Raw genomic sequence first — 25,555 nt, 5'->3', positions numbered from 1 at the left:
CAGGATGGCGGGTCGCCCTGGCCTAGGATGGACGGGTGACTGAGCAGGAACCCTCCACCGCCCCCCAGGCTGCCCCGGCTCCCCGACGCGTCGTCGTCGCGGAGGACGAGTCGCTGATCCGCCTCGACATCGTCGAGATCCTGCGTGACAGCGGCTTCGACGTCGTCGGCGAGGCGGGCGACGGTGAGACCGCCGTCCAGCTGGCCACCGAGCTGCGTCCCGACCTCGTCATCATGGACGTGAAGATGCCGATCCTCGACGGGATCAGCGCGGCGGAGAAGCTCAGCAAGAACCACGTCGCCCCCGTGGTCCTCCTCACGGCCTTCAGCCAGAAGGAGCTCGTCGAGCGGGCGAGCGAGGCGGGCGCCCTCGCCTACGTCGTGAAGCCGTTCACCCCGAACGACCTCCTGCCGGCCATCGAGATCGCCCTCGCACGCTACGAGCAGATCATCACGCTCGAGGCCGAGGTCGCCGACATGGTCGAGCGCTTCGAGACCCGCAAGCTCGTCGACCGCGCCAAGGGCCTGCTCAACGAGAAGATGGGCCTGTCCGAGCCCGAGGCCTTCCGTTGGATCCAGAAGGCGTCGATGGACCGCCGACTGACCATGCAGGACGTCGCGAAGGCGATCATCGAGCAGCTCGCGCCCAAGAAGTCCTGACGCGGTCGCCGTGATCGACGAGTTCGATCTCCCGGTCGACCTCGCCTCCCCTCGCGGCACGATCACGCTCCGCGGTGCGGAGGAGGGCGACCTCGACGCGATCGTCGCGCTGCTGTCGGACGACCCCGTCAGCGCAGGCCGCGGCGACGTCGCGGCATCCGACGCTCGTCCGCTCTACCTGCGGGGGCTGCGGCGCATCCTCGCCGCGGAGGGCAACGACCTGCTCGTCGTCGAGCGCGAGGGTCGCATCGTCGGGACGATGCAGCTGACCGTGGTGCCGGGCATGGCGCGGCGGGGGAGCACACGCCTCATGGTCGAGGCCGTGCGTGTCGCCGGCTCGCAGCGCTCGGGCGGGATCGGAGCCGGGATGATGACGTGGGTCACCGACGTCGCGGCGCGTGCCGTGGGCGCATCCCTCGTCCAGCTCACGTCGGATGCCGCGCGCACCGAGGCGCACCGGTTCTACACGCGGCTGGGCTTCGTCGACTCGCACATCGGCTTCAAGTACCCCGTCTCGCGCTGAGCCGGTCAGGATGCCGGCCGGTCCCGCACCATGTTGGTGATCCGGACCGTCGAACACCGCCTGCCCCGGTCGTCGGTCACCACGATCTCGTGCACCGTGAGGCTGCGGCCGAGATGCAGCGGGGTGCACACGCCCGTCACCCAGCCCTCCGTCGCGGAGCGGGTGTGGGTCGCGTTGATGTCGATGCCGACGGCGAGGCGGCCGGGTCCCGCGTGCAGGTTGGCGTGCATCGATCCGAGCGATTCGCCCAGCACGACGTAGGCGCCGCCGTGCAGGAGACCGACCGGCTGGGTGTTGCCGGCCACCGGCATCCGTGCCACCGCCTTCTCGAGGGTGAACTCGACGAGCTCGATCCCCATCTTGTCGGCGAGGGCGCCGAGGCCGCGGTCTTTCGCCCAGCTCAGGCCGTCGCCGGCGGAGAGGGCGTCGGGGGAGGGGGCGTTCTCGGACATGGCTCGGACCTCGGCTTCGGGTGGCGCCGACCCGGCGCCGCTGCGGGGGAGTCGATGTCGCACGCCCGAACTAGGCTGGCTGGGTGAGCGACTCCGCACAGCCTACTCTGCTCGTCGTCGACGGCCACTCGCTGGCCTACCGGGCGTTCTTCGCGCTCCCGGTCGACAACTTCTCGACGAAGGACGGCCAGCACACCAACGGCATTTACGGCTTCCTGTCGATGTTCGTGAACCTCGTGAAGGCCGAACGTCCCACGCACCTCGCGGTCGCGTTCGACACCTCGCGGCAGTCGTTCCGCACCCGCGTCTACGAGGAGTACAAGGCGAACCGGTCCGAGTCCCCGGCCGAGTTCAAGGGGCAGATCCCGCTGCTGCAGGACTGCCTCGCGGCGATGGGCGTGCCGGTCCTCACGAAGGAGGACGTCGAAGCCGACGACATCCTGGCGACGCTCGCGACCCAGGGTGTCGAGAGCGGCTTCCAGGTGCTCGTCTGCTCGGGCGACCGCGACACGATTCAGCTCGTCACAGACGACGTGACGCTGCTCTACCCGAGCGTGCAAGGGGTCTCGCAGCTGAAGCGCTACACCCCGGACGCCGTCGTGGAGAAGTACGGCCTGCCGCCCGAGAACTACCCCGACATCGCGGCGCTCGTCGGCGAGACGAGCGACAACCTCCCGGGCGTCCCGAAGGTCGGCGAGAAGACGGCGGTCAAGTGGCTCACGCAGTTCGGGTCGCTCGACGAGCTGCTGAACCGCGCCGACGAGATCAAGGGGGTCGTCGGCGGCAACCTCCGCGAGCACCTCGACGACGTCCGCCGCAACCGTCAGCTCAACGCCCTCCTGCGCGACGTCGAGCTCGAGCTCACCCCGCAGGACCTCGCGGTCCAGCCGATGGACACGCAGGCGGTCCGCGACATCTTCGCCCGCCTGGAGTTCCGGACCCTCCTGCCGCGCGTCTTCGACGCGTTCGGTGCGGACGCCGAGCCGCCGGCTCCCGAGGTGGCGGCCCCCGAACCGCAGGAGACGGATGCCGCGACCCTCGTGGCGTGGCTGGCGGAGCAGAGCGGCGAGCTCGCCCTCACCGTCGCGGTCACGGGCGGGCTCCCGACCCGCGTCGGCGTCGCGACGACGGATGCGGTGCGCGAGACCGCGTGGGATGAGTCCGCCCGCACGGCGCTCGCCCCGTGGCTCGAGGGCGACGCGCCGAAGGTGATGGTCGACGCGAAGCCGCAGGTGAAGGCGCTGCGCCGGGCGGGCGTGCGCCTCGGCGGGCTCGCGTTCGACGTCCTCCTCGCCGGGTGGCTGCTGCGGCCGAGCCTGCCCGACAAGAACCTCGCGGACCTCGTCGACCGCTACCTCGACGAGAAGCTCCCCGAGGCCGACCCGTCGCAGCTGGTGCCCGAGACCGAGGGCGCGACCCCGGGTCAGCTCGCCTGGTTCGCCCTGCGCGTCGCGGCCGCCGAGCGGGTGGAACTCCCGGCATCCGTCTCCGCGGTGCTGACCGACATCGAGCTCCCGACCCTCGACGCCCTGGCCGACATGGAGCTCGCGGGCGTCTCGGTCTCGCGCGACAAGCTGTCGGGTTTCTCGGGTGAGCTCGCCGCCCGCGCCGACGCGATCGCGCAGGACGCGTACGCGATCATCGGGCGCGAGGTGAACCTCGGCTCGCCGAAGCAGTTGCAGGAGGTGCTGTTCGACCAGCTCGAACTGCCGAAGACCCGCAAGACCAAGACCGGGTACTCGACGGATGCCGCGGTCCTTGCCGACCTGCAAGACACCCACCCGCACCCGTTCCTCGGCCTGCTGCTGCAGCACCGCGAGGCCACGAAACTGCGCCAGATCATCGAGTCGCTGACGGTCGGAATCGCCGACGACGGCCGCATCCACACGACCTACGTCCAGACCGGCAGCCAGACGGGGCGGCTCTCGAGCACGGATCCGAACCTGCAGAACATCCCGATCCGCAACGAGGAGTCGCGCCGGATCCGCGCGGCGTTCGAGGTCGGGGCGGGGTACGAGACCCTCCTGACGGCCGACTACTCGCAGATCGAGATGCGCATCATGGCGCACCTGTCCGGCGACCCCGGCCTCATCGAGGCGTTCAACTCGGGCGAGGACCTGCACCGGTTCGTGGGCGCCCGCGTGTTCGGCGTCGAGCCCGCCGAGGTGACGGCTCCGATGCGGACCAAGGTCAAGGCGATGTCCTACGGGCTCGTCTACGGCCTCAGCGCGTTCGGCCTGTCGAAGCAGCTGCGCATCGAGCAGTCCGAGGCGAAGCAGCTCATGCTCGAGTACTTCGCGCGGTTCGGCGCCGTGCGGGACTACCTGCGGTCCTCGGTCGAGCAGGCCCGCATCGACGGGTACACCGAGACGATCTTCGGTCGCCGCCGCCCGTTCCCCGACCTGACGAGCCCCAACCGGGTGCTCCGCGAGAACGCCGAGCGGGCCGCGCTCAACGCTCCCATCCAGGGCAGCGCCGCGGACATCATGAAGATCGCCCTCGTCGAGATCCACCAGGACCTCCTCGATCAGGGCCTCGGCTCACGCGTGCTGCTGCAGATCCACGACGAACTCGTCGTCGAGGTGGCCGCGGGGGAGTGGGATGCCGTGGAGCAGATCGTCCGCACGCGCATGGGCGACGCGGCCGACCTCTCGGTGCCGCTCGAGGTGCAGATCGGCCGGGGCGGCGACTGGGACGAGGCGGCTCACTGACGCGGCGCGTGCGACGCTCTACGCTCGGAGGATGACCGACGCACAACGCACACCCACTCCGATCGACACGATCGCGGACCGCTGGGTGGACACGCTGGCCGAACTCTCCCCGAGCCTCGCCACCTACATCGGGCGCACGGAGCACAACGGCCGACTGGACGACTACTCGCCCGCCGGGCACGAGCGTCTGGCCGCCGCTGCAGCCGAGACGCTCCGCGCGCTCGACGCTGCGGACGCGGTCGACGACGTCGACGAGGTCACGAAGATGGACCTCTCGGCCGAGCTGGGGCTCCACCTCGACCTCCACGCGGCGAAGTCGCACCTGCGCGACCTGAACGTCATCGCGTCGCCGTCGCAGGACATCCGCTCCGTCTTCGATCTGATGCCGACCGACACGGTAGACGACTGGTCGGTCGTCGCCACACGCCTCGCCGCCATCCCGGGGGCCCTCACCGGTTACGTCGAGACACTCCGACAGGGCATCTCGGAGGGTGTCGTCCCCGCGCAGCGGCAGGTCCGGGAGGTCGTGACGCAGATCGCGCGTTACACGAGCGACACGGGCTTCTTCGCGTCCTTCGTCGGTGAGGCCGCGCCCGCCGAAGGGCACCTCCCCGCCTCGCTGGCCCGCGACCTCGCCGACAACGCCGGCGCCGCGCGGGTCGCCTACGATCAGCTCGCCGCATTCCTGCGCGACGAGCTGGTACCCGTCGCGTCCGAGACCGACGCCGTCGGCCGGGAGCTCTACGCCCTCCACTCCCGCAGCTTCCTGGGTGCGACGATCGACCTCGACGAGACCTACGAGTGGGGGGTCGAGGAACTGGCCCGCATGGTCGCCGAGCAGGAGGCCATCGCGAACGAGATCAAGAGCGGCGCCACCGTCGAGGAGGCGGTCGCCTTCCTCGAGCAGGACGAGAGCCGCAAGCTCCACGGCACCGCGGCTCTGCAGGCCTGGATGCAGGAGACCAGCGACCGGGCCGTCGAAGAACTCGGCCGCACGCACTTCGACATCCCCGAGCCGATCCGTCGCCTCGAGTGCATGATCGCCCCCACGAACGAGGGCGGTATCTACTACACCGGGCCCACCGACGACTTCTCGCGGCCCGGCCGCATGTGGTGGTCGGTCCCCGAGGGCGTCGACTCGTTCGACACCTGGCGGGAACTCACGACCGTCTACCACGAGGGCGTCCCCGGGCATCACCTGCAGATCGCCCAGGCCGTCTACAACCGCGCAGAGCTCAACTCGTGGCGCCGACTCCTGGCGGGCTCGAGCGGCCACGCCGAGGGCTGGGCGCTCTATGCCGAACGCCTGATGGCTGACCTCGGCTACCTCGACGACCCGGCCGACCGCCTCGGGATGCTCGACGGTCAGCGGATGCGCGCCGCCCGTGTCGTCCTCGACATCGGCGTGCACCTCGGCAAGCCGCGTCTGGACGGCACCGGGGTGTGGGATGCCGACTACGCGCTCGAGTTCATGCGTCGCAACGTCAACATGTCGGACGAGTTCATCCGCTTCGAGGTGAACCGCTACCTCGGCTGGCCCGGCCAGGCCCCGTCGTACAAGGTCGGCCAGCGTATCTGGGAGCAGATCCGCGACGAGGCGGCGCAGCGCGGGGGCGCCGACTTCGACATCAAGCAGTTCCACATGCGGGCACTCCGCCTCGGCGGCGTCGGTCTCGACACGTTGCGGGCCGCTCTGCGCGACGACTGAGCGACGCGGACAGACGAACGGGGATGCCGGGAATAGCCGGCATCCCCGTTATCGTTCATTCAGCTGAATGAAAGGGGCGGACATGACCGCAGTGGAGCTGGGCCTCGACACCTTCGGGGACATCACCGTCGACGAGCGGGGCGAGCGCGTGTCGGGCGCGCAGGCGATCCGCAACCTGCTGGCGCAGGCGGAACTCGCCGATCAGGTGGGGGTCGACTTCATCGGGGTCGGGGAGCACCACCGCGCCGAGTACGCCGTCTCGAGCCCCGAGATCGTGCTGTCCGCGATCGCCGCGCGCACCGAACGGATCCGGGTCGGGACGGCCGTGACCGTCCTCTCCAGCGACGACCCGGTACGCGTCTACGAGCGCTTCGCGACGCTCGCGGCGATCTCCGAGGGGCGCGCTGAGGTGATCCTCGGGCGCGGGTCGTTCATCGAGTCCTTCCCGCTCTTCGGCTTCGACCTGTCGGACTACGAGACGCTCTTCGAGGAGCGGCTCGAGCTGTTCTCGCTCCTGCGCCAGGAGAAGCCGGTGACGTGGCAGGGGACGACCCGCCCCGCACTGCAGCAGGCGGACGTCTTCCCGAAGACCGAGGCGGGCATACGCGCCTGGGTAGGCGTGGGGGGATCCCCCGAATCGGTGATCCGCACCGCGCGCTACGGGTACGGCCTCATGCTCGCCATCATCGGCGGCCCGGCCGCGCGCTTCCGCCCGTACGTAGACCTCTACCACCGCGCGATCGGCGAGCTCGGCACCGAGGCGCAGCCCATCGGCATCCACTCGCCTGGTCACATCGCCGACACCGACGAACAGGCGTGGGAGGAGGCGTACCCGGGCTTCGAGGCGCAGAACAACACGATCGGCCGCGACCGCGGGTGGCCGCCGTACAGCCGGATGCGGTTCCAGCACGAGATCGGACCCGAGGGGTCGATCTACGCCGGCTCGCCCGAGACCGTCGCGCGGAAGATCGCCGACACGGTGAGGACCCTGGGGGCCGGCCGCTTCGACCTGAAGTACGCCAACGGCACCCTCGGCCACGACAAGCTCATGCGCTCGGTCGAGCTCTACGGCACGAAGGTCATCCCGCTCGTGCGCGAGATGCTCGGCGAGTGACCCGGGCGCGGCCCCGACCCTCGTACGATGCAGGGATGACCGCGACCTCGACCGGCACGCTGACCGCCCGTCTCGATCGGCTGCCGTTCACGCGCACCCACCTGCGCGTCCTCACCGGATCGGGAACGGGCTGGGCGCTCGACGCGATGGACGTCGGGCTCATCTCCTTCGTCATCGCGGCCCTTGTGGACCAGTGGCAGCTGTCGACCTCGCAGACGTCGTGGATCGCCTCGGCGGGCTTCGCCGGCATGGCGGTCGGCGCCACCGTCGGCGGACTGCTCGCCGACCGCATCGGACGCCGCTCCGTCTTCGCGCTGACGCTCCTCGTCTACGGCATCGCGACGGGCGCGAGTGCGCTCGCGGGCGGTCTCGTCGCGCTCATCGCGCTGCGTTTCGTCGTCGGCCTGGGTCTCGGCGCCGAACTGCCCGTGGCGAGCACCTACGTGAGCGAGTTCGCACCGGCACGGATGCGGGGACGCATCATCGTCGTGCTCGAGGCGTTCTGGGCGGTCGGATGGACGGCCTCCGCGCTCATCGGGTACCTCGTGATCCCGACGGCCGCAGAGGGGTGGCGGTGGGCGCTCGCGATCGGCGCGATCCCCGCGGTCTACGCGCTCGTCGTGCGCTGGGGGCTGCCGGAGTCGCCGCGCTGGCTCGCCTCCCGCGGGCGGACGGCGGACGCCGAACGGGTCATGGCGGGCCTCGAGGCCTCTCCCGCGGTGTTCGGACGCCTCGCTCCGGCCGCGGTCGACGCGGTCGAGGCGCCGGCCGCTCCGGCCACGACCGTGGCGATGCGGCTGCGAGGACTCTGGGCGCCGGGGATGCGGCGGCGCACCGCTGCGCTGTGGGCCGTGTGGTTCTGCGTGAACTTCTCCTATTACGGCGCGTTCATCTGGATCCCGACGCTCCTCGTCTCGCAGGGGTTCGGTCTCGTGCGCAGCTTCGAGTTCACCCTCATCATCACGCTCGCCCAGGTACCGGGGTACGCGGTCGCCGCCTGGCTCATCGAGGTGTGGGGCCGCCGCGCGACACTGTCGGTCTTCCTCGCGGGCTCCGCGGTGGCGGCGATCGTGTTCGGCCAGGCCACGACGGTGCCCATGATCCTCGGGGCCGGGATGGCGCTGTCCTTCTTCAACCTGGGCGCGTGGGGCGCCCTGTACGCCGTCACCCCCGAGACCTATCCGACGTCGCTGCGCGCGACGGGCGCGGGCTGGGCCGCCGGCATCGGCCGGATCGCGTCGATCCTGGCGCCGCCTGCCGTCCCCGCACTCCAGGCGATCGGCGGCGTCCCGGTGGTTTTCGTCGTCCTCAGCGCGTTCTTCGCCGTCGCCGCCGCGGCGACGTGGGGGCTCGCCGAGTCCCGCGGGCGGAGCCTCGCCGAGTGAGCGCGTCCTACGCTGGAGGGATGCCGCAGGACATCCGCTACGTCGCGATCGGGGACTCGTTCACGGAGGGTGTCGGCGACGAGCTGCCGGACGGGAGCGTCCGCGGCTGGGCGGACCTCGTCGCGCAGGGCTGGGCGGATTCCCGCGGCGCAGCGATCTCGTACGCGAACCTGGCCATCCGCGGCAAGCTCATGCAGCCGATCGTCGAGGAGCAGCTCGAACGCGCGCTCGCCCTCCGGCCGACTCACCTGTCCTTCAACGGTGGCGGCAACGACATGCTGCGTCCGCGCACGCCGATCGCGCGCATCGCCGACGCGTTCTCGCACGTGCTCCGCCGCTGCGACGAGGAGGGCGTCACGATGATCGTCCTGTCGGGGGCGAACCCGTCCGCGCAGTTGCCGCTGGCGGGCCTCATCCAGAGACGCGGCGACGAACTGTGTCGCGCGGTGACCGACCGCATCCGCGGACGCCACGACCTGGTCGTCGCGTTGAACTGGCCCGACCGCGAGCTCTCGGACCCGTCGTTCTGGTCGGCGGACCGGCTGCACATGAACGCGCGCGGGCATCACCGCGTCGCCGCGCGCGTGCTGGAGGCGCTGGGGGAGCAGCCCCCGACCGAGTGGTGGCGGCTGGAGGAGGACGACACGGCGGTCGCCCTCGGTCGCGGCCGGTACTTCCGCGAGCACCTCGGGCCCTGGTTGCGGCGCCGGCTCACGGGCACCTCGTCGGGAGACGGACGCGAGCCGAAGTTCGCGGAGTGGCTGACGGTCGAACCGCGCTGAAACCGGATTCGACCGTCCTGTCAAGACCATCCAGGTTCTTTGCAGCATCCGGGATGATCGGAGCACACAGCCTAGAAAGGGAGTGTGCGCATGAGCATCGGAACCGGAATCGTGCTGTTCGTCATCGGGGCCATCCTGGTGTTCGCCGTCAACGTCGACGTCCAGTACGTCAACCTCGACATGATCGGCTACATCCTGATGGCCGCCGGCGCTGTCGTCTTCATCATCGGACTCGTGCTGATGCTGCGGCGGCGTTCCAGCGAGTCGACCGTCCGAACGGTCGACCCTGTTGCGGGGGAGCGGGTCACCCGCTCCGAGACGCGCACGTCGGGAGACGGCACGTACTGACGCGTGACAGACTTCGAAGGCCCGTCCCCAGGGGGCGGGCCTTCGTCGTGCGGGCGGTCACCGGCGCGGCCGGCGGGGCGGATCCATCCCGAGGTGGATGCGGGTGCGCCGCCGCTCGATGCTGATGAACGTCGCGCCCACGAGCCACAGCGGGATCTGGACGAGGAAGGCGATGCGGAAGGCCTCGAGCCGGTAGGTGTCGGGGGTGCCCGCGCCCTGGAGGTCGAGGACGAGGCCGATCGCGAAGATCGCCAGCAGCGCAGCGAGGAAGCCGCCGGCGTTCGTGACGCCCGTCGCGGTGCTGAGCCGGTGCGACGGATTGTGCGTGCGGGCGTGGTCGAAGGCGATCATCGACGCCGGTCCTCCCATCGCCAGGGCGACGAGGAGGACGATCAGCAGCCAGAGGGGCGCGGGGCCCGGCCACAGGATGACGGCCGACCACGCCGCGAACTGGAAGCCGACGGCCGGCAGGACGAGCGCGCGGGAGCGCCGGTGCGGGACGCGCCGCGAGAGCTCGCCGAGGACGGGGCCGAGGGCCATGCCGGCGAACACGTACAGCGAGGTGAGGGCGCCCGCCTCGGCGACGGTCCGCCCCTCGCCCGCCGTCAGGTACGGGAAACCCCACAGGAGGATGAACGCCGTGCCCGCGAAGGGGGTCGTGAAGTGGGACCAGAACGCGAGACGTGTGCCCGGATGCGCGAGGGCGGCGCGGATGCCGACACCGGTGTCGATCGTCGAGGTCACGACCCGGATCGCCCCCGTGTCGGTGTCGACGCTGACGTCGCGCGCGAGGTCCGGCGGACGGTTGCGGACGAGGGCGAACACGAGGACGGCGAACAGGACGCACAGTCCGGCGATCCCGCCGAAGGTGACCGACCAGGAGGTCGCGTGGAGGATCGTCGCGATGGGGATGACGGCGACGAGCTGACCCGCTTGACCCAGGATGCCGGTGAGCTGCACCATGAGCGGTCCGCGCTGCGCGGGGAACCAGGTCGCGACGAGGCGGAGCACCCCCGGGAACACCGCCGCATCCCCCGCACCGAGGAGCATGCGCGCGACGATGGCGACACCGACGCTGGGGGAGAGGGCCATCGTCAGCTGACCGATGGCCATGAGGATCATGCCGGCGGTCATGATCGGACGCGAGCCGAAGCGGTCGAGGAGGATGCCGACGGGGATCTGCATCCCGCCGTAGACGGCCAGCTGGACGACCGCGAACAACGACAGGGTCGCGGCATCCGCCTGGAACCTGTCCGCCGCGTCGACGCCGACCGCGGCGAGCGAGGTGCGGTTGGTGACGGCGAGGACGTACGCGGCGACGCCGGTGCCCCAGATGATCCATGCGCGCACGCTCGGACCGGTTCGACTCACCCCGCCCACGCTACTCTCCGGCGGGCGTACGCTGGCTCCACCCCACCCGGGCGAACGGAGGACGACATGAAGGCCACCATCGGCGACACCGTCATCGCGGAGGCGGACGACGACCAGATCATCCGCATCGAGGGGAACGCCTACTTCCCGCCCTCGTCGGTGAAGGCCGGCGTGCTCGTCGAGAGTCCGACCCCGTACACGTGTCCGTGGAAGGGCGAGTGCCAGTACTTCCACATCGAAGCGGGCTCCGAGCGCCTCGCGGACGGCGCCTGGTCGTACCCGAACCCGTACCCGTCGGCGTTCGACCGCGTCGGTGCGGACTTCTCGGGTTACGTCGCCTTCTCGCCGGGGGTCACGGTCGGCGCCTGACGCCGCATCCGCTCACTCGTGCAGCGGGCCGAGCTCGGCGGCGCGGACGAACCGGGCGGTGACGGGGAGCGGCTGCTCGAGCTCGATCACCGTCCGCAGCGCACTCGGTCGAGGAGAGCGTGGCCGAGCGCTCGCATCATCGAGTTGACATAATGTTCATTATCGGCTGTTTTCGATCGCTCATGAGTGCTGGTGCCATCTCTATCCCCGGGAAACTGCAGGCGCGCGCCCAGACGGCGGGGTGAGGCCACGGTCTCGGAGCGCACGTGCAGTCTCGCGGACGTGCCGGCGAGCGCAGACGTTCAGGACTCGTCCTGGATCGATGCCTCCGGTTCCCAGCGCAGCAGGTCGCCGGGCTGGCACTCCAGCACCTCGCACAGCGCATCCAGGGTGGTGAAGCGCACCGCCTTCGCGCGACCGTTCTTCAGGACGGCGAGGTTGGCCGGCGTGATGCCGATGCGTGCGGCGAGGTCCCCGACGGCCATCTTCCGCCGTGCGAGCATGACGTCGATGTCGACGATGATCGGCATCAGACCACCTCGTCCAGCTCGGTGCGCATCTCGATCGCCTTGCGCAGCAGTGAGCGCATGACGACCACAACGAGCGCGACTCCCCCGGTCGCCACGGCGGCTCCGTAGATGAGGCCGACGACACCCGGGGCGACGTCTCCGGGCACGAGCAGCGTGGCGAGGCCGGCGGTCAGGACGGCGGCGACCGTGATCGCACCGATGATGATGTCGACGAAGCGGAAAGCACCGACCGAGAACACGGCCTCCACGGCGGCCATCGAGACGAGCCGCCAGATGCACACCGCGACGACCTGCAGGCACACGACCCACAGTGCGAGGATCGAGACGGCGGCCACCCGCCACGCGAGCGGCACGGTCTCGAGGTCCCGCCAGATCGCGGGAAGGATGCCGACCTGCACGAGGAGCGAGCCCACGAGGGACGCCACCAGCGCCGTTCGGAGCGTCAGGATCGTTGCTGTGCTCATCATCGCCTTTCGATCTCAATCTATCGAAAAACGATAGCTTCTCCCCCGGTCCTCCGCAACTGGAGACCCGCCCTAGGCTCGAAGGGTGCTCGCAGTCCTCACGGGATTCCTCGTCATCGGCGTCGCGATCGCCGTGGGATGGCTGATCGGGCGCATCGATCTGCTCGGCCCGACTGGTGGGCAGGTGCTCAGCAGGCTGGCCTTCTTCGTCCTGAGCCCGTTCCTGCTGTTCGTGGTCCTGTCCCAAGCCGACGTACGCACGCTCTTCTCGTCGCTGCTGCCGGTCTCGGCGATCGCGGCGGTCGCCATGTTCGCCGTCTACGTTCTCGTCGCGCGCGTCATCTGGCGGCGCCCGGCCGGTGAGGTGCTCATCGGCGCGCTGTCGGCGGGGCAGGTGAACTCGAACAACATCGGCATCCCCCTGTCGCTCTACGTCCTCGGAAGCGCGGCCTACCCCGCTCCCGTCATCCTGTTCCAGCTCCTGGTGCTCACCCCGATCACGATGGCGATCTTCGAGGCGCTCACCTCCCCCACCGGGCGGCGTCCCTGGCCGATCCTGAGGCGGACGATCACCAACCCGATCGTCGTCGGCTCGCTCCTCGGCACGATCGTGTCGGCCACCGGCATCCCGCTCCCACCGATCGTCCTCGACCCGCTGCAGCTGGTCGCGAACGCCGCGGTCCCGATCCTGCTGATCAGCTACGGCATCTCGCTCAACGGTCAGCGCGTGCTGGGGACGACGGGCCGGCGCCGCGACATCCTCCTGGCGAGCGGACTCAAACTGCTCGCCATGCCGGCGGTGGCATGGGTCGTGGCGGCGCTGCTGTTCCGCCTCTCCCCCGCCGAGGTCCTCGTCGTCACCGTGCTGGCGGCCCTCCCGACCGCGCAGAACGTCTTCAACTACGCGCAGCGGTACGCGACGGGGAGGACCATCGCGCGCGACACCGTCTTCCTGACGACGATCGGATGCGTCCCCGTGCTGTTCCTCGTGGTGCTGCTGCTGGGGCATTCGGCCTGACCGACCGGCGGTGTCAGGCGCCGAAGGAGCTGGTGTCGCCGATGAGACGCGTGTGGTCGGCCGGGATCGGCTCGACGGCGGCCCGGGCGACTTCAGCGGCGAACTCCGCGACGTTGTAGAGCTTGCCGGCGCTCTCGCGGCGCTCCGCGATCGCTCCGGGGTTCGCACGCTCGAGCAGGGTCGCCGTGATCGTGCCCTCGATCATGTCGCCCGAGACGACGACGAACTCGACGCCCTTCTCGGTCAGGGCCGGGATCCGCTCGCGGAGGGCGTCCTCGCCGGCGCGCTTGGAGCGAGCGACCGGCTCGTACTCGGGCATGGTCGGCGTGGTCTCGATGAAGTGGGCCTGGTGGCTCGTCACGAACACGACCCGGCTGCCTTCGGACATCAGCGGGAGCGCCGCCTCGAGGGCTCCCACCTGGGCGTCGCGGTTGAGCGTCAGTGCGTAGTCCTCGGCCATGCCGCCTTCCATGCCGCCGGAGGCATTGAGCACGAGGATGTCGAGGGAACCGAAGCGTTCCTTCACCGCGGCGAACATCTCCGAGACGGATGCCGGATCCGTGAGGTCCGCACCGACCGTGAGCACATCGACTCCGAGGCCGCGCAGCTCCGTCGCGAGCTTCTCGGCGCGCGGTGCCTTGTTGCGGAAGTTGATGACGACGTTCGCGCCCGCCTGCGCGAGGTAGCGGGCGGTGTCGGCGCCGATCCCGCGGGACGATCCGGTGACGAGGGCGGTCTGGCCGGTCAGGGATGCGGCGGGAACGGGCTGCGACATGGGGACTCCTGCGGGGTGCTCGGCGGGTGCACGAGACGGACGGGACGGGGACGAGCCTATCAATCGGGGGCGGTTCGGCCTGGCCGTCGACCCCGGTTGGTAGGGTGCGAGGACACGCTCACCGAAGGAGCCGACGATGTTCCCCGATCTCATCCAGTACCTGTGGATCGGTTGGCTGGTGCTCGCGGTCCTCTTCGTCATCATCGAGCTGCTCACCCTCGAGTTCACGTTCCTGATGCTCGCCGCCGGCACCCTCATCGGCGGCCTCGGCGCGAACCTCGCCGGAGGGGTGTGGTGGCTCCAGGTGCTCGCCGCCGCCGCGGTGTCGGCGCTCCTCCTCTTCACGATCCGCCCGCTCCTGCTGCGCGCCCTGCATCGCTCCAGCCAGCACGTCCCGACCAACGTCGACGCGCTCACCGGGATGTCGGCGCGGGCGGTCTCGGCGTTCGTGGACGGCGACGGCTCGGTCAAGCTCGACAACGGCGAGACCTGGACCGCCCGTCTGCTCGACGCCACGGCATCCGTCATACCGGGTCAACGTGTGACCGTCACCGCCGTCCGCGGCGCCACCGTCGTGGTGGCACCCGAAGAAGGGAACCCCGCATGACCTTCCCCGCCCGCGTCGACGTCGGCGCGTTCGTCGGCCAGATCTTCGTCGTCGTCCTCCTGGTCGTCGTCGCGATCTTCGTCGTCGTCGTCCTGTTCCGCTCCATCCGGATCATCCCGCAGGCGTACGCGGGTGTCGTGGAGCGGTTGGGTCGCTATCAGCGCACCCTCTCCCCCGGCCTGAACCTCCTCGTTCCCTTCATCGACCGGCTCCTCCCGCTGGTGGACATGCGCGAACAGGTGGTGTCCTTCCCGCCGCAGCCCGTCATCACCGAGGACAACCTGGTCGTCTCCATCGACACGGTCGTCTACTTCCAGGTGACCGACGCACGCGCGGCGACGTACGAGATCAACAACTACCTCGGTGCCGTTGAACAGCTCACGACGACGACGCTCCGCAACGTGGTGGGTGGTCTGAACCTCGAAGAGGCCCTCACCAGCCGCGACAACATCAACACGCAGCTGCGTGTCGTCCTCGACGAGGCGACCGGCAAGTGGGGCATCCGCGTCTCGCGCGTCGAGCTGAAGGCGATCGATCCGCCCGTGTCCATCCAGGACTCCATGGAGAAGCAGATGCGCGCCGAACGCGACCGGCGTGCCGCGATCCTCACCGCCGAGGGGTCCAAGCAGTCCCAGATCCTCGAAGCGGAGGGCCGCCGGCAGGCCGAGATCCTCCGGGCCGAGGGTGACAAGCAGGCAGCCGTCCTCCGCGCCGAGGGCGAGGCCCAGGCGATCCAGTACGTCTTCGACGCGATCCACAAGGGCGACCCCGACGAGAAGCTGCTCGCGTACCAGTACCTGCAGACTCTGCCGAAGATCAGCGAAGGGGCGTCGAACAAGCTCTGGGTCATCCCCAGCGAGTTCACCGATGCCCTCAAGTCGTTCAGCACCGCGTTCGGCGGACCCGCCCGGCCGACGGACGGGACGACACCGGCACCATGACGCATCCGTGGTTCCTCGGTGAGGAGGCACCGCGGGTGCTCGCCCATCGCGGGTTCGTGCCGCCGGACTCCGAGCAGGTCGTCGAGAATTCCGTCGCCGCCCTCGCCGCCGCGCGCGCGACCGGCACCGTCTACCTCGAGTCCGACTGCCACGTCACCGCCGACGGCGACGTGATCCTCTTCCACGACGACGATCTGCGACGCGTCACCGGAGACCCCCGCCCCGTCGCGACCGTCCGCACCCGCGAACTCGTCGAGATCATGTCGACGCGCGGCGGCCTCGCCGTGCTGCCCGATGTCCTCGATGCGTTCCCGGACGCGCGGTTCAATCTGGACGTGAAGGCGGATGCCGCGGCCGAACCCGTCGGCAGGCTCACCGCGCGCGAGTCGCACCGCGTGCTCCTCACGAGCTTCTCGGACGCCCGCCGCGCCGCGGCCCTGACCTCGGCCCGCGGGCGGGGTGGTGAGCCGGCGACGTCCGCGGGGTCGCGCACGCTCGCGCGGGTGCTGGCGGCTGTCACGGCCCGGCTCCCCCGCCTCGCGGCGCGGCACCTCGAGGGGCTCGACGCGCTCCAGATCCCGGAGCGTCATCGCGGCATCCGGATCCTGTCCCCGCGCCTCATCGACGCCGCGCACGCGGCGGGCGTCGAGGTGCACGTGTGGACCGTCGACGACCCCGCTCGCATGCGCCATCTGTGGGACATGGGCGTCGACGGCGTCGTGACCGATCGGACCGATGTCGGCGTCTCGACGAGGGCATCTCGCGTATAACCGGCGGTCCTGGAGATCGGCTGTGAATAGCACACTCGTTGAGGTCTTCTCGGATGATCCGCACAGGTGAGTTCGTTATACCTGAGGACGACGACGAGAGGACCACACAATGGCAGATCGCAGCCTGCGCGGCATGCGTCTCGGCGCTTCGAGCCTACAGAGCGAAGAGGGCGTCGTGTTCGTGGAGCGCACCAACCACACCTACGTCTGCACCCAGTGCGAGCGCGAGACTGTTCTCACGTTCGCGGCAGACGCCGAGGTTCCCGAGGCCTGGGAGTGCCGCACCTGCGGTTCCGAGGCCGTTCGACGCATCGGCGACACGGTCGCCGTGGTCGACCACTCCGGTGACAAGGCCGCACGCACCCACTGGGACATGCTGATGGAGCGTCGCACCATCCCCGAGCTCGAGGAGCTCCTGGAGGAGCGGCTCGCTCTGCTGCGCGCCCGTCGCGGCGGCAGCTCGGACAAGCTGAGCGCCTGACCCTCACACTCCAGCGGCGTCGTCCTCTTCGGACGGCGCCGCTTTTGTGCGCCCGCGGGCGAGGATCCCGAGCAGGACGAGCATCGGAAGCGCCGACCACCCCAGCAGCCACTGGAGGGCCGGACCGAGGACGACCGCGGGGGTGAGTCCGGATCGTAGCGGCACGTCGACCAGGAGCGCCCCGGCCGTGTCGGCGGCGAGGCCGTCGATGACGGAGCCATCCGGGGCGATCACCTGGCTGGTCCCGACGGTGGAGATGTTGACGACCGAGCGGCCCGTCTCGATGGCGCGCATGCGGGCGAAACCGAGCTGCTGAACGTTCTCGTCGGTCCCGCGGAAGTCGGCATTGTTCGTTTGGAACATGTAGACCTCGGCGCCGTCGCGGGCACCGTCCCAGATGACGTCGTCGTAGATCACGTCGAAGCAGATGGCCAGCCCGACGCCGACGCCGTCCACGTCGAAGAAGGGCGGGTTCGTGCCCGGGGTGTACTCACGCTGGATCAACCCGACGAGGTCGGGCGCGAGCGCTTCGAAGAACCATCGGTCGGGGACGTACTCCCCCATCGGGACGGGACGCGTCTTGTCGTGGAGTGCGAGCGGGTTCTCCGCGCCGGCCTGCCACAGCATCGAGGTGTTGTAGATCTTGTCGCCGCGCTCGGTCGCGGCGTTCAGCAGGAGCGGCGCGTCGACCTGGGTGGAGAGGTCGTCGAGCGCATCGGCGATGGAGGAGTTGTTGATCGGGTCGGCGTCGACGCCTCCCTCCGGCCACAGCAGGAGGTCGAGGTCCTGGCCGATCAGGGGCTGCGTGGCGGCGAGCTGGGCGCGGAAGACGGCGTAGGGCTCGCGCTGGTCGAAGTACCCCGACGGGCCGTTCCCCTGCACCGCGCCGACACGCATCGTCCCGGCATCCGTCGTCGGGAACTGCGGTACCAGCAGGAGAAGGGCGGCGGCGACGGCCGCGGGCACGGCGAGCCGTACGCGACGCCACACCCGCAGGCGGACGGCCTCGATGACGGCGGCCGTCAAGAAGACCATGACGAAGGTCAGGCCGCTGACGCCGAGCCACGAGGCGAGCTCGGCGAGCGGACCGTCGGACTGACTCATCCCGAGCCGCGCCCACGGGAACCCCGTGTACGGCCACGATCCGACGAACTGCTCGCGCGCCGTCCAGGCGGCGGCCACGAGGGCAGGCAGTGCGGCGACGCGCGCCCACGGGCCGGGCAGCACCTTCGGCAACCATCTGTAGGCCAGCGTGATGGCGATCGCGCCCACGGCATTCAGCACCGTCTCAACCCCGGCGAGGGCGAACCACGGGACCGGGCCGAGGTAGCGGGTGATCCACGCGATGTGCAGCATGTAGAAGGATGCCGCGAACGCCGCACCGACAGCGACCGCACCCCATGCGGACCGGCCGATGAGCGTCACCAGGGTCATCGCCGCGCCGACGAAGGCGAGCGGCCAGACCCCGATGTCGGGGAAGGCGAGGTCCAGGACGGCGCCGCCGGCGACCGCCACGGGCAGGGCCAGCCAGAGCGGGAGGAGGGGGCGGTCGCGCATGGAGGAAGCCTAGATGAGACCCGCTATGGCGACGCTGAAAAGCCGCCTCACGCCGCGTCGCCGTGACGGGCGGAGTGGTCGAGGTAGATCGCGGCGTTGCGGAGGATCCCCGCCCGCTCCTCCGGGGTGAGGGGGCGACGCACCGTCGCGGGGACTCCCGCGACCAGCGAGCCGTCGGGGATGACGGCGCCCTCGAGCACGACCGCTCCCCCGGCGATGAGGCATCCCGCACCGATGACCGCGCCGGAGAGGATCACCGAGCCCATCCCGACGAGGGTGCCGTCGCCGATGCGGCAGCCGTGGACGACGGCGTTGTGGCCGATCGAGACGTCCTCCCCCACCTCGACGCCGTGTTCGGCGTCGACGTGGACGGCGACGCCGTCCTGCACGTTGCTGCGGGCACCGATCGAGATCGGCGCACTGTCGCCACGGAGGACCGCGTTGTACCAGACACTCGCGCGGTCGCCGAGGGTGACCGCGCCGACCACGCGCGCGCCGGCGGCGACGAAGGCGGAGTCGGCGACCTCGGGGGTCGCCTCCGGGAGGGCGAGCAGGGTGGCCTGGTCGGACACGGTCATCGGGGTCTCCTCAGGGGGCGATGTGGGTGAGCCGGCCTGCGACCGTCGTCGCGCCCACGCGTGTCGCGCGGAGACCGGGGTCGTCGGCGGCGAGAGGATCGCGGTCGATCAGGGCGAGGTCCGCGGTCAGGCCGGGCTCGAGCGCACTCCCGGTGGCGGAGCCGCCCGCCGTCGACGCCCCGAGCGCGGTCGCCGCGTCGAGACCCTGCTCGGGGCGCCACGGGGCGCGTCCCCCGCGGGTGCGGTGGACGGCGGCCGCCATCGCGGCCCACGGGTCGAGCGGCGACACCGGAGCGTCCGATCCGAACAGCAGGTTGGCCCCCGAATCGGCGAGGGCGCGCAGCGGGTACGGCAGCGCGGTCTGCGCCGCCCACACCGAATCGGTCAGGTCCCGGTCGTCGACGGCGTGCTCGGGCTGCACGCTGGCACCGACGCCGAGTCGAGCGAAGCGTGGGATGTCGGCGTGCGCGACGAGCTGAGCGTGCTCGATCGTGCCCGTGGCGCCGGTGAGGGCGAAGGCGTCCAACGCGTGCGAGTTCGCGACGTCGCCGATCGCGTGGATCGCGCAGGAGAACCCGGCGCCGGTGGCCCGGATCATCAGGTCCACCAACTCGTCGGGAGCCACCGTCAGGACACCTGTGTTGTGCGGATCGTCGGGATACGGATGCGAGCACGCGGCGGTCCTCGTGCCGAGGGAGCCGTCGGTGATGACCTTCAGGGAGCCCATGCGCACCAGCCCGAGCGGGTCGACGGCGTCGCCGGTGGCCAGTCCGACGGCGATCGCGCGGTCGAGGAGGTCGGGGTACACGCCGAACGAGACGCGAAGGCTGTCGAAGCCGGCGTTCAGGCGCCGGGCCCAGGCATCCGCGTTCCACGCCATGTCGAGGTCGACGATGCCCGTCACGCCGCGGGCGGCGGCACGGTCGAGGGCGTCGCGGACGAAGCGGTCCGAGACGGCGGGATCCACGTCGTTGAGCCGGCGCGAGATCTCGAACGCCGGTCCTTCGCGGAGGATGCCGTCCGCGGTCGGGGCGATCGACTCGCGGCGGAACGCGGCGCTGTTCAGCCAGACGCTGTGGACGTCCGCGTTGATGAGATACGTCGGGACCTCGCCGGTGTGCTCGTCCAGCAGACGGAGCGAGGGGGTGTCGGGCCACAGCGCGTCACGGAAGCCGGTGCCGACGCGTCGTCCGTCGTCGAGGACGGGAGAGTGCCCCATGACGGATGCCGCCTGCACCGCATTCGTCACGCCGCCGAGCGGCGTCCGCTGCGCGACGAGGGCCCACTGCACGGTGTGGACGTGGTGGTCCCACAGCCCCGGGACGAGCCATCCGCCGTCGCCGTCGACGACGACACCACGGCGGGGCAGCGCACCGGCCGGGGCGATGTCCGTGATGACGCCGCCGCGCAGGTGCACGTCGACCGGCGCGTCGCCGAACGGGTCGACCCGCCCGGCGCCGGTCAACCGGACGCCGGCGATGACGTCGACCTGCTCGCCGCGCGACGCCGTCACGAGCGTGCCGCCCGGATCGCGTCGTGGGCGCGTCGCATCTCGTCGGCCAGACGCGGATCGGCATACGGGCTGTCACCGGCGTCGAGGCGGTCGATGATCGTGTCGACGACCTCGTCGGGACGGTTCTGGCTGAGCTTGCGCTTAGCCGTCACGTGCGTCGGAGTCAGTCGGAAGCCGACCGTGCCCTTCTCCAGCCGGCGCACGAACTCGTCGTCGTTCGGCGCCTCCCACATGCGGCGCGGCTGCGGCATCGACCCCTCGAACCGGTCGACGAGACGGTCGAGGACAGCGAGGTTCTCCTCCGCCGAGAGGATCTCGGGTACACCGCGCAGGTGCACCGAGACGAAATTCCAGGTGGGGACGGCGGGGCCGTCGCCGTACCAGCCGGGCGAGATGTATCCGTGCGGGCCCTGGACGACGACGAGGATCTCGGCCTCGCCGAGGCCGTGGATGAGATCGTCCGGGCGTCCGACGTGCCCGACGATCGTCAGGTCCTCGCGTGTCGGGTCCAGCAGGACCGCGTAGTGGGACGCCACCAGTCCCGCCTCGGTGTCGCTCACGATCGTGACCCAGGGGTTCTCGTCGATCACGCGGCGGAGCTCGGCGGCATCCGTCATCGTGAAACTCGGGTTCTGCCTCACCGTGCGCCCTTCCCGTCCCGGATCACGCCTGGCACCGCGGGCACCAGTACAGCTTCCGCGCGGCCATCTCCTCGAGGACGATCGCCGTGCCGCACACACGGCATGGGAGCCCTGCGCGGTGATAGACCCAGTGTCGGTCGTCGCGGTGCGCCATGGCACGGCGGTACGCCTCCGGGTCGAGGTCGTCCATCGTCATCATCTGGCCGGTCTCGACACCGATCGCGAGCAGGCGCACCCAGTCCTGCCACAGACCCCGCACCGTCTCCTCGGGCACGTCGCGCGCCGGCGTGTGCGGGTTGAGGTTCGCGCGGAAGAGCAGCTCGGCCCGATAGACGTTCCCGATCCCGCTCACGACCTTCTGATCCATCAGCACCTGGCCGATGGGCGTCGGCTTGCGCCGGACGGCGGCGACGAAACGCTCCTCGCCCTCCGCCACGTCGTCCACCAACGGGTCGGGTCCGAGTGCGGCGACGGTGGCGAGCATCTCGTCCACGGTCTGCAGCTCGCACGCTGTGGGGCCGCGCAGGTCCGCGGACGTCGACGCGGTCAGCAGTCGCAGGCGCACCTGCCCAACGACGGGCGGCGGCCACTCGGCATCCGTCGTCTCGTCGAGTCCGCGGGTCTGCTCGCTCATCCGCACCGCGCCGCGCGTGCGACGGGGCGCTCCGATCGACGACAGCGAGTTCTCGCCCGCGTCGTCGTAGACCGGATCGACCCCGCGCTGGTTCGTCTGCCCCATCCGTCCGTTCGCCGACGCGATCGTGGGGTCGAGGAGGATCTCACCCGCGAAGTCCCACGCGCCGTAGATCCCGAGGTGCACCCGCAGCCACACGTCAGCATCGAACTCGAGGAACATCTGCTTGCCGACCGCGCGCACCTGCGTGGGGGTCCGGCTGTCGAGGACGGCGGCGCCCTCCGCGAAACGTCCCTGCGGGCTCGAGGCGGCGACCGGGCGGCCGACGAAGTTGCGGTCGAACTGACGGGCGATGCGATGGACGGAATGACCCTCGGGCATCAGCCCGCTTCCGGGTCGAAGGTCTCCGAGGCGTCGAGCACGTCGGGCTTCGCGGCGCGCGGATCGGCCTCGAGGGTGCCGTCCGTCTCGTACGCCGCGAGCTGCGCGATGCGACGCGCGTGACGCTCCTCTCCCGGGAACGGGGTCGCGATGAAGCGGTCGATGAACCCGACCGCCTCGTCGAACGTGTGCTGGCGCGCGCCGATCGCGATGACGTTGGCGTCGTTGTGCTCACGCGCGAGTTCGGCCGTCGCGATGTTCCACACGAGGGCCGCGCGGATGCCGCGCACCTTGTTCGCGGCGATCTGCTCGCCGTTGCCGGAACCGCCGAACACGACACCGAGCGTCGGGATGCCGCGCGCCTGGTCCTCGGCGACCGCCTGGGCCGCTCGGATGCAGAAGGCCGGGTAGTCGTCGAGGGGGTCGTAGGTGACGGGACCGTGGTCGACGACGTCGTGACCGGCTTCGGCCAGGTGGTGCTGCAGGCGGGTCGAGAACTCCATGCCCGCGTGATCGGTCGCGATGTGGATGCGCATGTGACGATTCTAGGGAGGCGGATCCCCCGTTCCGGCGAGTCGTCGGCGTAGGCTGGGACGGTTGCCGTCGGCGCCAGCAGCGCCTGTCCACGGCACCCCACCCTCACCCCTGGGAGACACGAACGTGCCTGGAGAGAACCTCACCCGCATCGAAGCGCAGGAGCGCCGCGCGACCGTCGAGACGCACGCGTACGACGTCGCCCTCGATCTGACCACCGGTGACGAGGTCTTCGCGTCGCGCAGCGTCATCCGCTTCGCCGCCACCGCCGGCGCGTCGACCTTCGTCGACCTGATCGCCCGCACCGTCCGCGAGATCACGCTCAACGGTCGCTCGCTCGACCCCGCCGCGGTGTACGCCGATTCGCGCATCGCGCTCGAGGGACTCACCGACGAGAACGAGCTCGTCGTCGTCGCCGACTGCGAGTACACGAACACCGGGGAGGGCCTGCACCGCTTCGTCGACCCCGTCGACGGCGAGGTCTACCTCTACACGCAGTTCGAGGTGCCGGACTCGCGTCGCGTCTTCGCGGTCTTCGAGCAGCCCGACCTGAAGGCCACGTTCCGCTTCACCGTGACGGCTCCCGACGCGTGGAAGGTGGTCTCCAACTCCCCTACCCCCGAGCCGCAGCCCGCGGGTGAGGGCCTCGCGACCTGGTCGTTCGAGCCGACGCCGCGCATCTCGTCGTACATCACGGCCCTCGTCGCCGGTCCGTACGAGCAGGTGTTCTCGGAGCTCACGAGCTCGGACGGGCGCACGATCCCGCTCGGCGTCTACGCGCGCAAGAGCCTGTGGCAGTACCTCGACGCCGACTACGTCTTCGAGAAGACCCGCCAGGGCTTCGCCTACTTCGAGGACAAGTTCGGCGTCCCCTACCCGTTCGCGAAGTACGACCAGCTGTTCGTGCCCGAGTTCAACGCGGGCGCCATGGAGAACGCCGGCGCCGTCACCTTCACCGAGACCTACGTGTTCCGCTCGAAGGTGACGGATGCCGTCAAGGAGCGCCGCGTCGTCACGATCCTCCACGAGCTCGCGCACATGTGGTTCGGCGACCTCGTCACCATGAAGTGGTGGAACGACCTCTGGCTGAACGAATCGTTCGCCGAGTGGGCGTCGACCATCGCCACGGCGGAGGCGACGGAGTGGACCGAGGCGTGGACGACGTTCAACGCCATGGAGAAGACCTGGGCGTACCGTCAGGACCAGCTCCCCTCGACGCATCCCGTCTTCGCCGAGATCAACGATCTCGAGGACGTGCAGGTCAACTTCGACGGCATCACGTACGCCAAGGGCGGATCCGTCCTCAAACAGCTCGCCGCCTGGGTGGGCATCGAGGCGTTCTTCGCGGGGGTGTCGGCGTACTTCCAGAAGCACGCGTGGGGCAACACCGAGCTCAGCGACCTCCTGGTCGAGCTCGAGAGCACGAGTGGGCGAGAGCTCACCACCTGGTCCAAGAAGTGGCTCGAGACCGCCGGCGTCAACACGCTCGCTCCCGAGATCCGCGTCGACGGCGACGGGGTGATCACGCGCTTCGCGATCGTCCAGACCGCCCCCGCCGACTACCCGACGATCCGCCCGCACCGCCTGGGCGTCGGCTTCTACACGCTGCAGGGCGAAGAGCTCGTGCGGACGCACCACTCCGAGCTCGACGTCGACGGCGACCTCACCGAGGTCCCCGACCTCGTGGGGCACCGGCAGCCGGACCTCGTGCTGCTGAACGACAACGACCTCGCGTACGCCAAGATCCGGCTCGACGAGAAGTCGCTGCGCACCGCCACGGCGCACCTCAGCAAGATCAGCGACCCGCTCGCCCGCTCGCTCGTCTGGGGTGCGGCGTGGGACCAGACGCGCGACGGAGAGGCGTCGGCGACCGAGTACCTCGACCTGGTGCTGCAGAACATCGGCACCGAGACCGAGTCGACCACCGTGCGCACCACGCTCGCCCAGCTGCAGCTCGCCGCGAACTCCTACGTGGACCCGGCGACCCGCGACGCCGCGCGCGAGCGCGTCGCCGAGGGCCTCTGGGCACTCGCGCAGGATGCCGAGGCCGGCAGCGACAGCCAGCTGCAGTTCGTCACGGCGTACGCGTCGGCGGCATCCACCCCCGCTCAGTGGGAGCGCGTCGCGCAGCTGCGCTCCGGCGCGCAGGAGCTGCCCGGGCTCGAGATCGACGCCGACCTCTCGTGGGCGCTCCTCGTGTCGCTCGCCGCCGGCGGAGTCGTCTCCGCAGCGGAGATCGACGAGGCCCTGGCGGCCGACAACACCGCGAAGGGCGGCGAGTTCGCCGCCCAGGCGCGCGCGGCGCTCCCGTCGGTGGAGGCCAAGCGCGCCGCCTGGCAGTCCCTCGTCGACAGCGCCGACCTGCCCAACACCGTGGTGCGTTCGGCCGCGGCCGGATTCGTACACCCCGCGGGCGTGCCTGCGCTCCGCGAGTTCGTCGACGCGTACTTCGACATGCTGCTGCCGGTGTGGGAGTCGCGCACGTACCAGATCGCGCAGTACCTGATCGTGGGGCTGTACCCGGCTCCCCTCGCCGATGCCGCCCTGCGTGACGCCACGCGCGGCTGGCTCGCCGAGCACCGGGACGCGCCCGCTGCACTCCGACGCCTGGTGAACGAGAACCTCGCCGGCGTCGAGCGTGCCCTCTCCGTGCAGGAGCGCGACCGCCAGGACTGAGCCGCCGGACACACGAGGGGGCGTCGTACCGTG

26 protein-coding genes are annotated in these 25,555 nt (G+C 70.5%); 15 read left to right on the top strand and 11 right to left on the bottom strand.

Going from position 1 to position 25,555, the window contains the following annotated elements; genetic code table 11:
* Positions 1-35 precede the first annotated feature (35 nt).
* Both NH287_RS03195 and NH287_RS03190 read left to right on the top strand, forming a co-directional pair.
* Complete coding sequence (locus NH287_RS03195) at positions 36-659, top strand: ANTAR domain-containing response regulator (RefSeq protein WP_064002042.1); 624 nt, start codon at positions 36-38, stop codon at positions 657-659.
* A 10-nt stretch (positions 660-669) separates the two neighbouring features.
* Positions 670-1,182, top strand: coding sequence for a GNAT family N-acetyltransferase (locus NH287_RS03190; protein WP_253034446.1), 513 nt, complete (start codon positions 670-672; stop codon positions 1,180-1,182).
* 5 nt (positions 1,183-1,187) lie between these two features.
* Here the strand turns inward: NH287_RS03190 and NH287_RS03185 are convergent, their stop codons facing one another.
* Positions 1,188-1,634, bottom strand: coding sequence for a PaaI family thioesterase (locus NH287_RS03185; RefSeq protein ID WP_253034445.1), 447 nt, complete (start codon positions 1,632-1,634; stop codon positions 1,188-1,190).
* Positions 1,635-1,717: 83 nt separating this feature from the next.
* Here NH287_RS03185 and polA point away from each other — a divergent pair, with 83 nt between their 5' ends.
* The 6 genes from polA to NH287_RS03155 all read left to right on the top strand — a co-directional run bounded on the left by polA (position 1,718) and on the right by NH287_RS03155 (position 9,682).
* Positions 1,718-4,345, top strand: a complete 2,628-nt coding sequence (gene polA / locus NH287_RS03180; RefSeq protein ID WP_253034444.1) for a DNA polymerase I — start codon at positions 1,718-1,720, stop codon at positions 4,343-4,345.
* Between the two features lie 31 nt (positions 4,346-4,376).
* Complete coding sequence (locus tag NH287_RS03175) at positions 4,377-6,053, top strand: DUF885 domain-containing protein (RefSeq protein ID WP_253034443.1); 1,677 nt, start codon at positions 4,377-4,379, stop codon at positions 6,051-6,053.
* An 82-nt stretch (positions 6,054-6,135) separates the two neighbouring features.
* Positions 6,136-7,167, top strand: coding sequence for an LLM class flavin-dependent oxidoreductase (locus NH287_RS03170; RefSeq protein ID WP_217531871.1), 1,032 nt, complete (start codon positions 6,136-6,138; stop codon positions 7,165-7,167).
* Positions 7,168-7,202: 35 nt separating this feature from the next.
* On the top strand, positions 7,203-8,552 hold the full coding sequence (locus NH287_RS03165) for an MFS transporter (RefSeq protein ID WP_253034442.1): 1,350 nt from the start codon (positions 7,203-7,205) through the stop codon (positions 8,550-8,552).
* A gap of 20 nt (positions 8,553-8,572) precedes the next feature.
* The gene (locus NH287_RS03160; protein ID WP_253034441.1) at positions 8,573-9,334 is read left to right on the top strand and encodes an SGNH/GDSL hydrolase family protein; all 762 of its coding nucleotides are present in this window, start codon (positions 8,573-8,575) and stop codon (positions 9,332-9,334) included.
* Positions 9,335-9,424: 90 nt separating this feature from the next.
* Positions 9,425-9,682, top strand: coding sequence for a DUF6458 family protein (locus tag NH287_RS03155; protein WP_064002034.1), 258 nt, complete (start codon positions 9,425-9,427; stop codon positions 9,680-9,682).
* A gap of 57 nt (positions 9,683-9,739) precedes the next feature.
* Here NH287_RS03155 and NH287_RS03150 read toward each other — a convergent pair whose 3' ends face one another.
* Positions 9,740-11,053: an MFS transporter gene (locus NH287_RS03150; RefSeq protein WP_253034440.1), complete on the bottom strand. Its 1,314-nt coding sequence runs from the start codon at positions 11,051-11,053 to the stop codon at positions 9,740-9,742.
* A 66-nt stretch (positions 11,054-11,119) separates the two neighbouring features.
* Here NH287_RS03150 and NH287_RS03145 point away from each other — a divergent pair, with 66 nt between their 5' ends.
* Positions 11,120-11,422 carry a DUF427 domain-containing protein gene (locus NH287_RS03145; protein ID WP_253034439.1) on the top strand — a complete coding sequence of 101 codons (303 nt, stop codon included), beginning with the start codon at positions 11,120-11,122 and terminating at the stop codon, positions 11,420-11,422.
* Positions 11,423-11,724: 302 nt separating this feature from the next.
* Here NH287_RS03145 and NH287_RS03140 read toward each other — a convergent pair whose 3' ends face one another.
* Together NH287_RS03140 and NH287_RS03135 are read right to left on the bottom strand one after the other, a co-directional pair.
* Positions 11,725-11,952: a helix-turn-helix transcriptional regulator gene (locus NH287_RS03140; RefSeq protein WP_217531867.1), complete on the bottom strand. Its 228-nt coding sequence runs from the start codon at positions 11,950-11,952 to the stop codon at positions 11,725-11,727.
* Positions 11,952-12,419, bottom strand: coding sequence for a DUF2975 domain-containing protein (locus NH287_RS03135; protein ID WP_308210380.1), 468 nt, complete (start codon positions 12,417-12,419; stop codon positions 11,952-11,954). The genes NH287_RS03140 and NH287_RS03135 overlap by 1 nt, the downstream gene beginning before the upstream one ends.
* Before the next feature lie 82 nt (positions 12,420-12,501).
* On the opposite strand from NH287_RS03135, the gene NH287_RS03130 reads away from it, so the two are divergent.
* Entirely contained in the window at positions 12,502-13,434 is a 933-nt protein-coding gene (locus NH287_RS03130) for an AEC family transporter (RefSeq protein WP_253034438.1), read from the top strand.
* A gap of 13 nt (positions 13,435-13,447) precedes the next feature.
* Here the strand turns inward: NH287_RS03130 and NH287_RS03125 are convergent, their stop codons facing one another.
* Positions 13,448-14,209 carry an SDR family oxidoreductase gene (locus NH287_RS03125; protein ID WP_217531861.1) on the bottom strand — a complete coding sequence of 254 codons (762 nt, stop codon included), beginning with the start codon at positions 14,207-14,209 and terminating at the stop codon, positions 13,448-13,450.
* A 136-nt stretch (positions 14,210-14,345) separates the two neighbouring features.
* Here NH287_RS03125 and NH287_RS03120 point away from each other — a divergent pair, with 136 nt between their 5' ends.
* From NH287_RS03120 to NH287_RS03105, 4 genes are all read left to right on the top strand, one after another.
* Positions 14,346-14,816, top strand: coding sequence for an NfeD family protein (locus tag NH287_RS03120; RefSeq protein ID WP_217531859.1), 471 nt, complete (start codon positions 14,346-14,348; stop codon positions 14,814-14,816).
* Entirely contained in the window at positions 14,813-15,757 is a 945-nt protein-coding gene (locus NH287_RS03115) for an SPFH domain-containing protein (RefSeq protein ID WP_217531858.1), read from the top strand. The genes NH287_RS03120 and NH287_RS03115 overlap by 4 nt, the downstream gene beginning before the upstream one ends.
* Complete coding sequence (locus NH287_RS03110) at positions 15,754-16,527, top strand: glycerophosphodiester phosphodiesterase family protein (RefSeq protein WP_253034437.1); 774 nt, start codon at positions 15,754-15,756, stop codon at positions 16,525-16,527. Before NH287_RS03115 ends, NH287_RS03110 begins: the two co-directional genes overlap by 4 nt.
* Before the next feature lie 109 nt (positions 16,528-16,636).
* Entirely contained in the window at positions 16,637-17,008 is a 372-nt protein-coding gene (locus NH287_RS03105; RefSeq protein WP_064002015.1) for an RNA polymerase-binding protein RbpA, read from the top strand.
* A 3-nt stretch (positions 17,009-17,011) separates the two neighbouring features.
* On the opposite strand, the gene lnt is transcribed toward NH287_RS03105, so the two are convergent.
* The 6 genes from lnt to NH287_RS03075 are packed head-to-tail and all read right to left on the bottom strand — an operon-like array spanning position 17,012 to position 22,848.
* Positions 17,012-18,565, bottom strand: coding sequence for an apolipoprotein N-acyltransferase (gene lnt, locus NH287_RS03100; RefSeq protein WP_253034436.1), 1,554 nt, complete (start codon positions 18,563-18,565; stop codon positions 17,012-17,014).
* A gap of 47 nt (positions 18,566-18,612) precedes the next feature.
* Positions 18,613-19,143 carry a gamma carbonic anhydrase family protein gene (locus tag NH287_RS03095; protein WP_253034435.1) on the bottom strand — a complete coding sequence of 177 codons (531 nt, stop codon included), beginning with the start codon at positions 19,141-19,143 and terminating at the stop codon, positions 18,613-18,615.
* A 10-nt stretch (positions 19,144-19,153) separates the two neighbouring features.
* Positions 19,154-20,656: an amidohydrolase family protein gene (locus NH287_RS03090; protein ID WP_253034434.1), complete on the bottom strand. Its 1,503-nt coding sequence runs from the start codon at positions 20,654-20,656 to the stop codon at positions 19,154-19,156.
* Positions 20,653-21,297: an FMN-binding negative transcriptional regulator gene (locus NH287_RS03085; protein ID WP_217531846.1), complete on the bottom strand. Its 645-nt coding sequence runs from the start codon at positions 21,295-21,297 to the stop codon at positions 20,653-20,655. The genes NH287_RS03090 and NH287_RS03085 overlap by 4 nt, the downstream gene beginning before the upstream one ends.
* 22 nt (positions 21,298-21,319) lie before the next feature.
* Positions 21,320-22,312 (bottom strand): Fpg/Nei family DNA glycosylase, encoded by a 993-nt coding sequence (locus NH287_RS03080; RefSeq protein ID WP_253034433.1) that lies wholly within the window; start codon positions 22,310-22,312, stop codon positions 21,320-21,322.
* A complete protein-coding gene (locus NH287_RS03075; protein WP_217531842.1) occupies positions 22,312-22,848 on the bottom strand; it encodes a ribose-5-phosphate isomerase in 537 nt (178 codons plus the stop codon). The genes NH287_RS03080 and NH287_RS03075 overlap by 1 nt, the downstream gene beginning before the upstream one ends.
* A gap of 124 nt (positions 22,849-22,972) precedes the next feature.
* Between NH287_RS03075 and pepN the strand changes: the two genes are divergently transcribed.
* A complete protein-coding gene (pepN, locus tag NH287_RS03070) occupies positions 22,973-25,522 on the top strand; it encodes an aminopeptidase N (RefSeq protein ID WP_253034432.1) in 2,550 nt (849 codons plus the stop codon).
* Positions 25,523-25,555: the final 33 nt, after the last annotated feature.

It is taken from the genome of Microbacterium sp. CnD16-F (assembly GCF_024124465.1).
Taxonomy (GTDB): Bacteria; Actinomycetota; Actinomycetes; order Actinomycetales; family Microbacteriaceae; genus Microbacterium; species Microbacterium gawkjiense.
The sequence above is the reverse complement of the archived record's forward strand: the minus strand, read 5'-3'. Positions and strand labels throughout refer to the sequence as shown.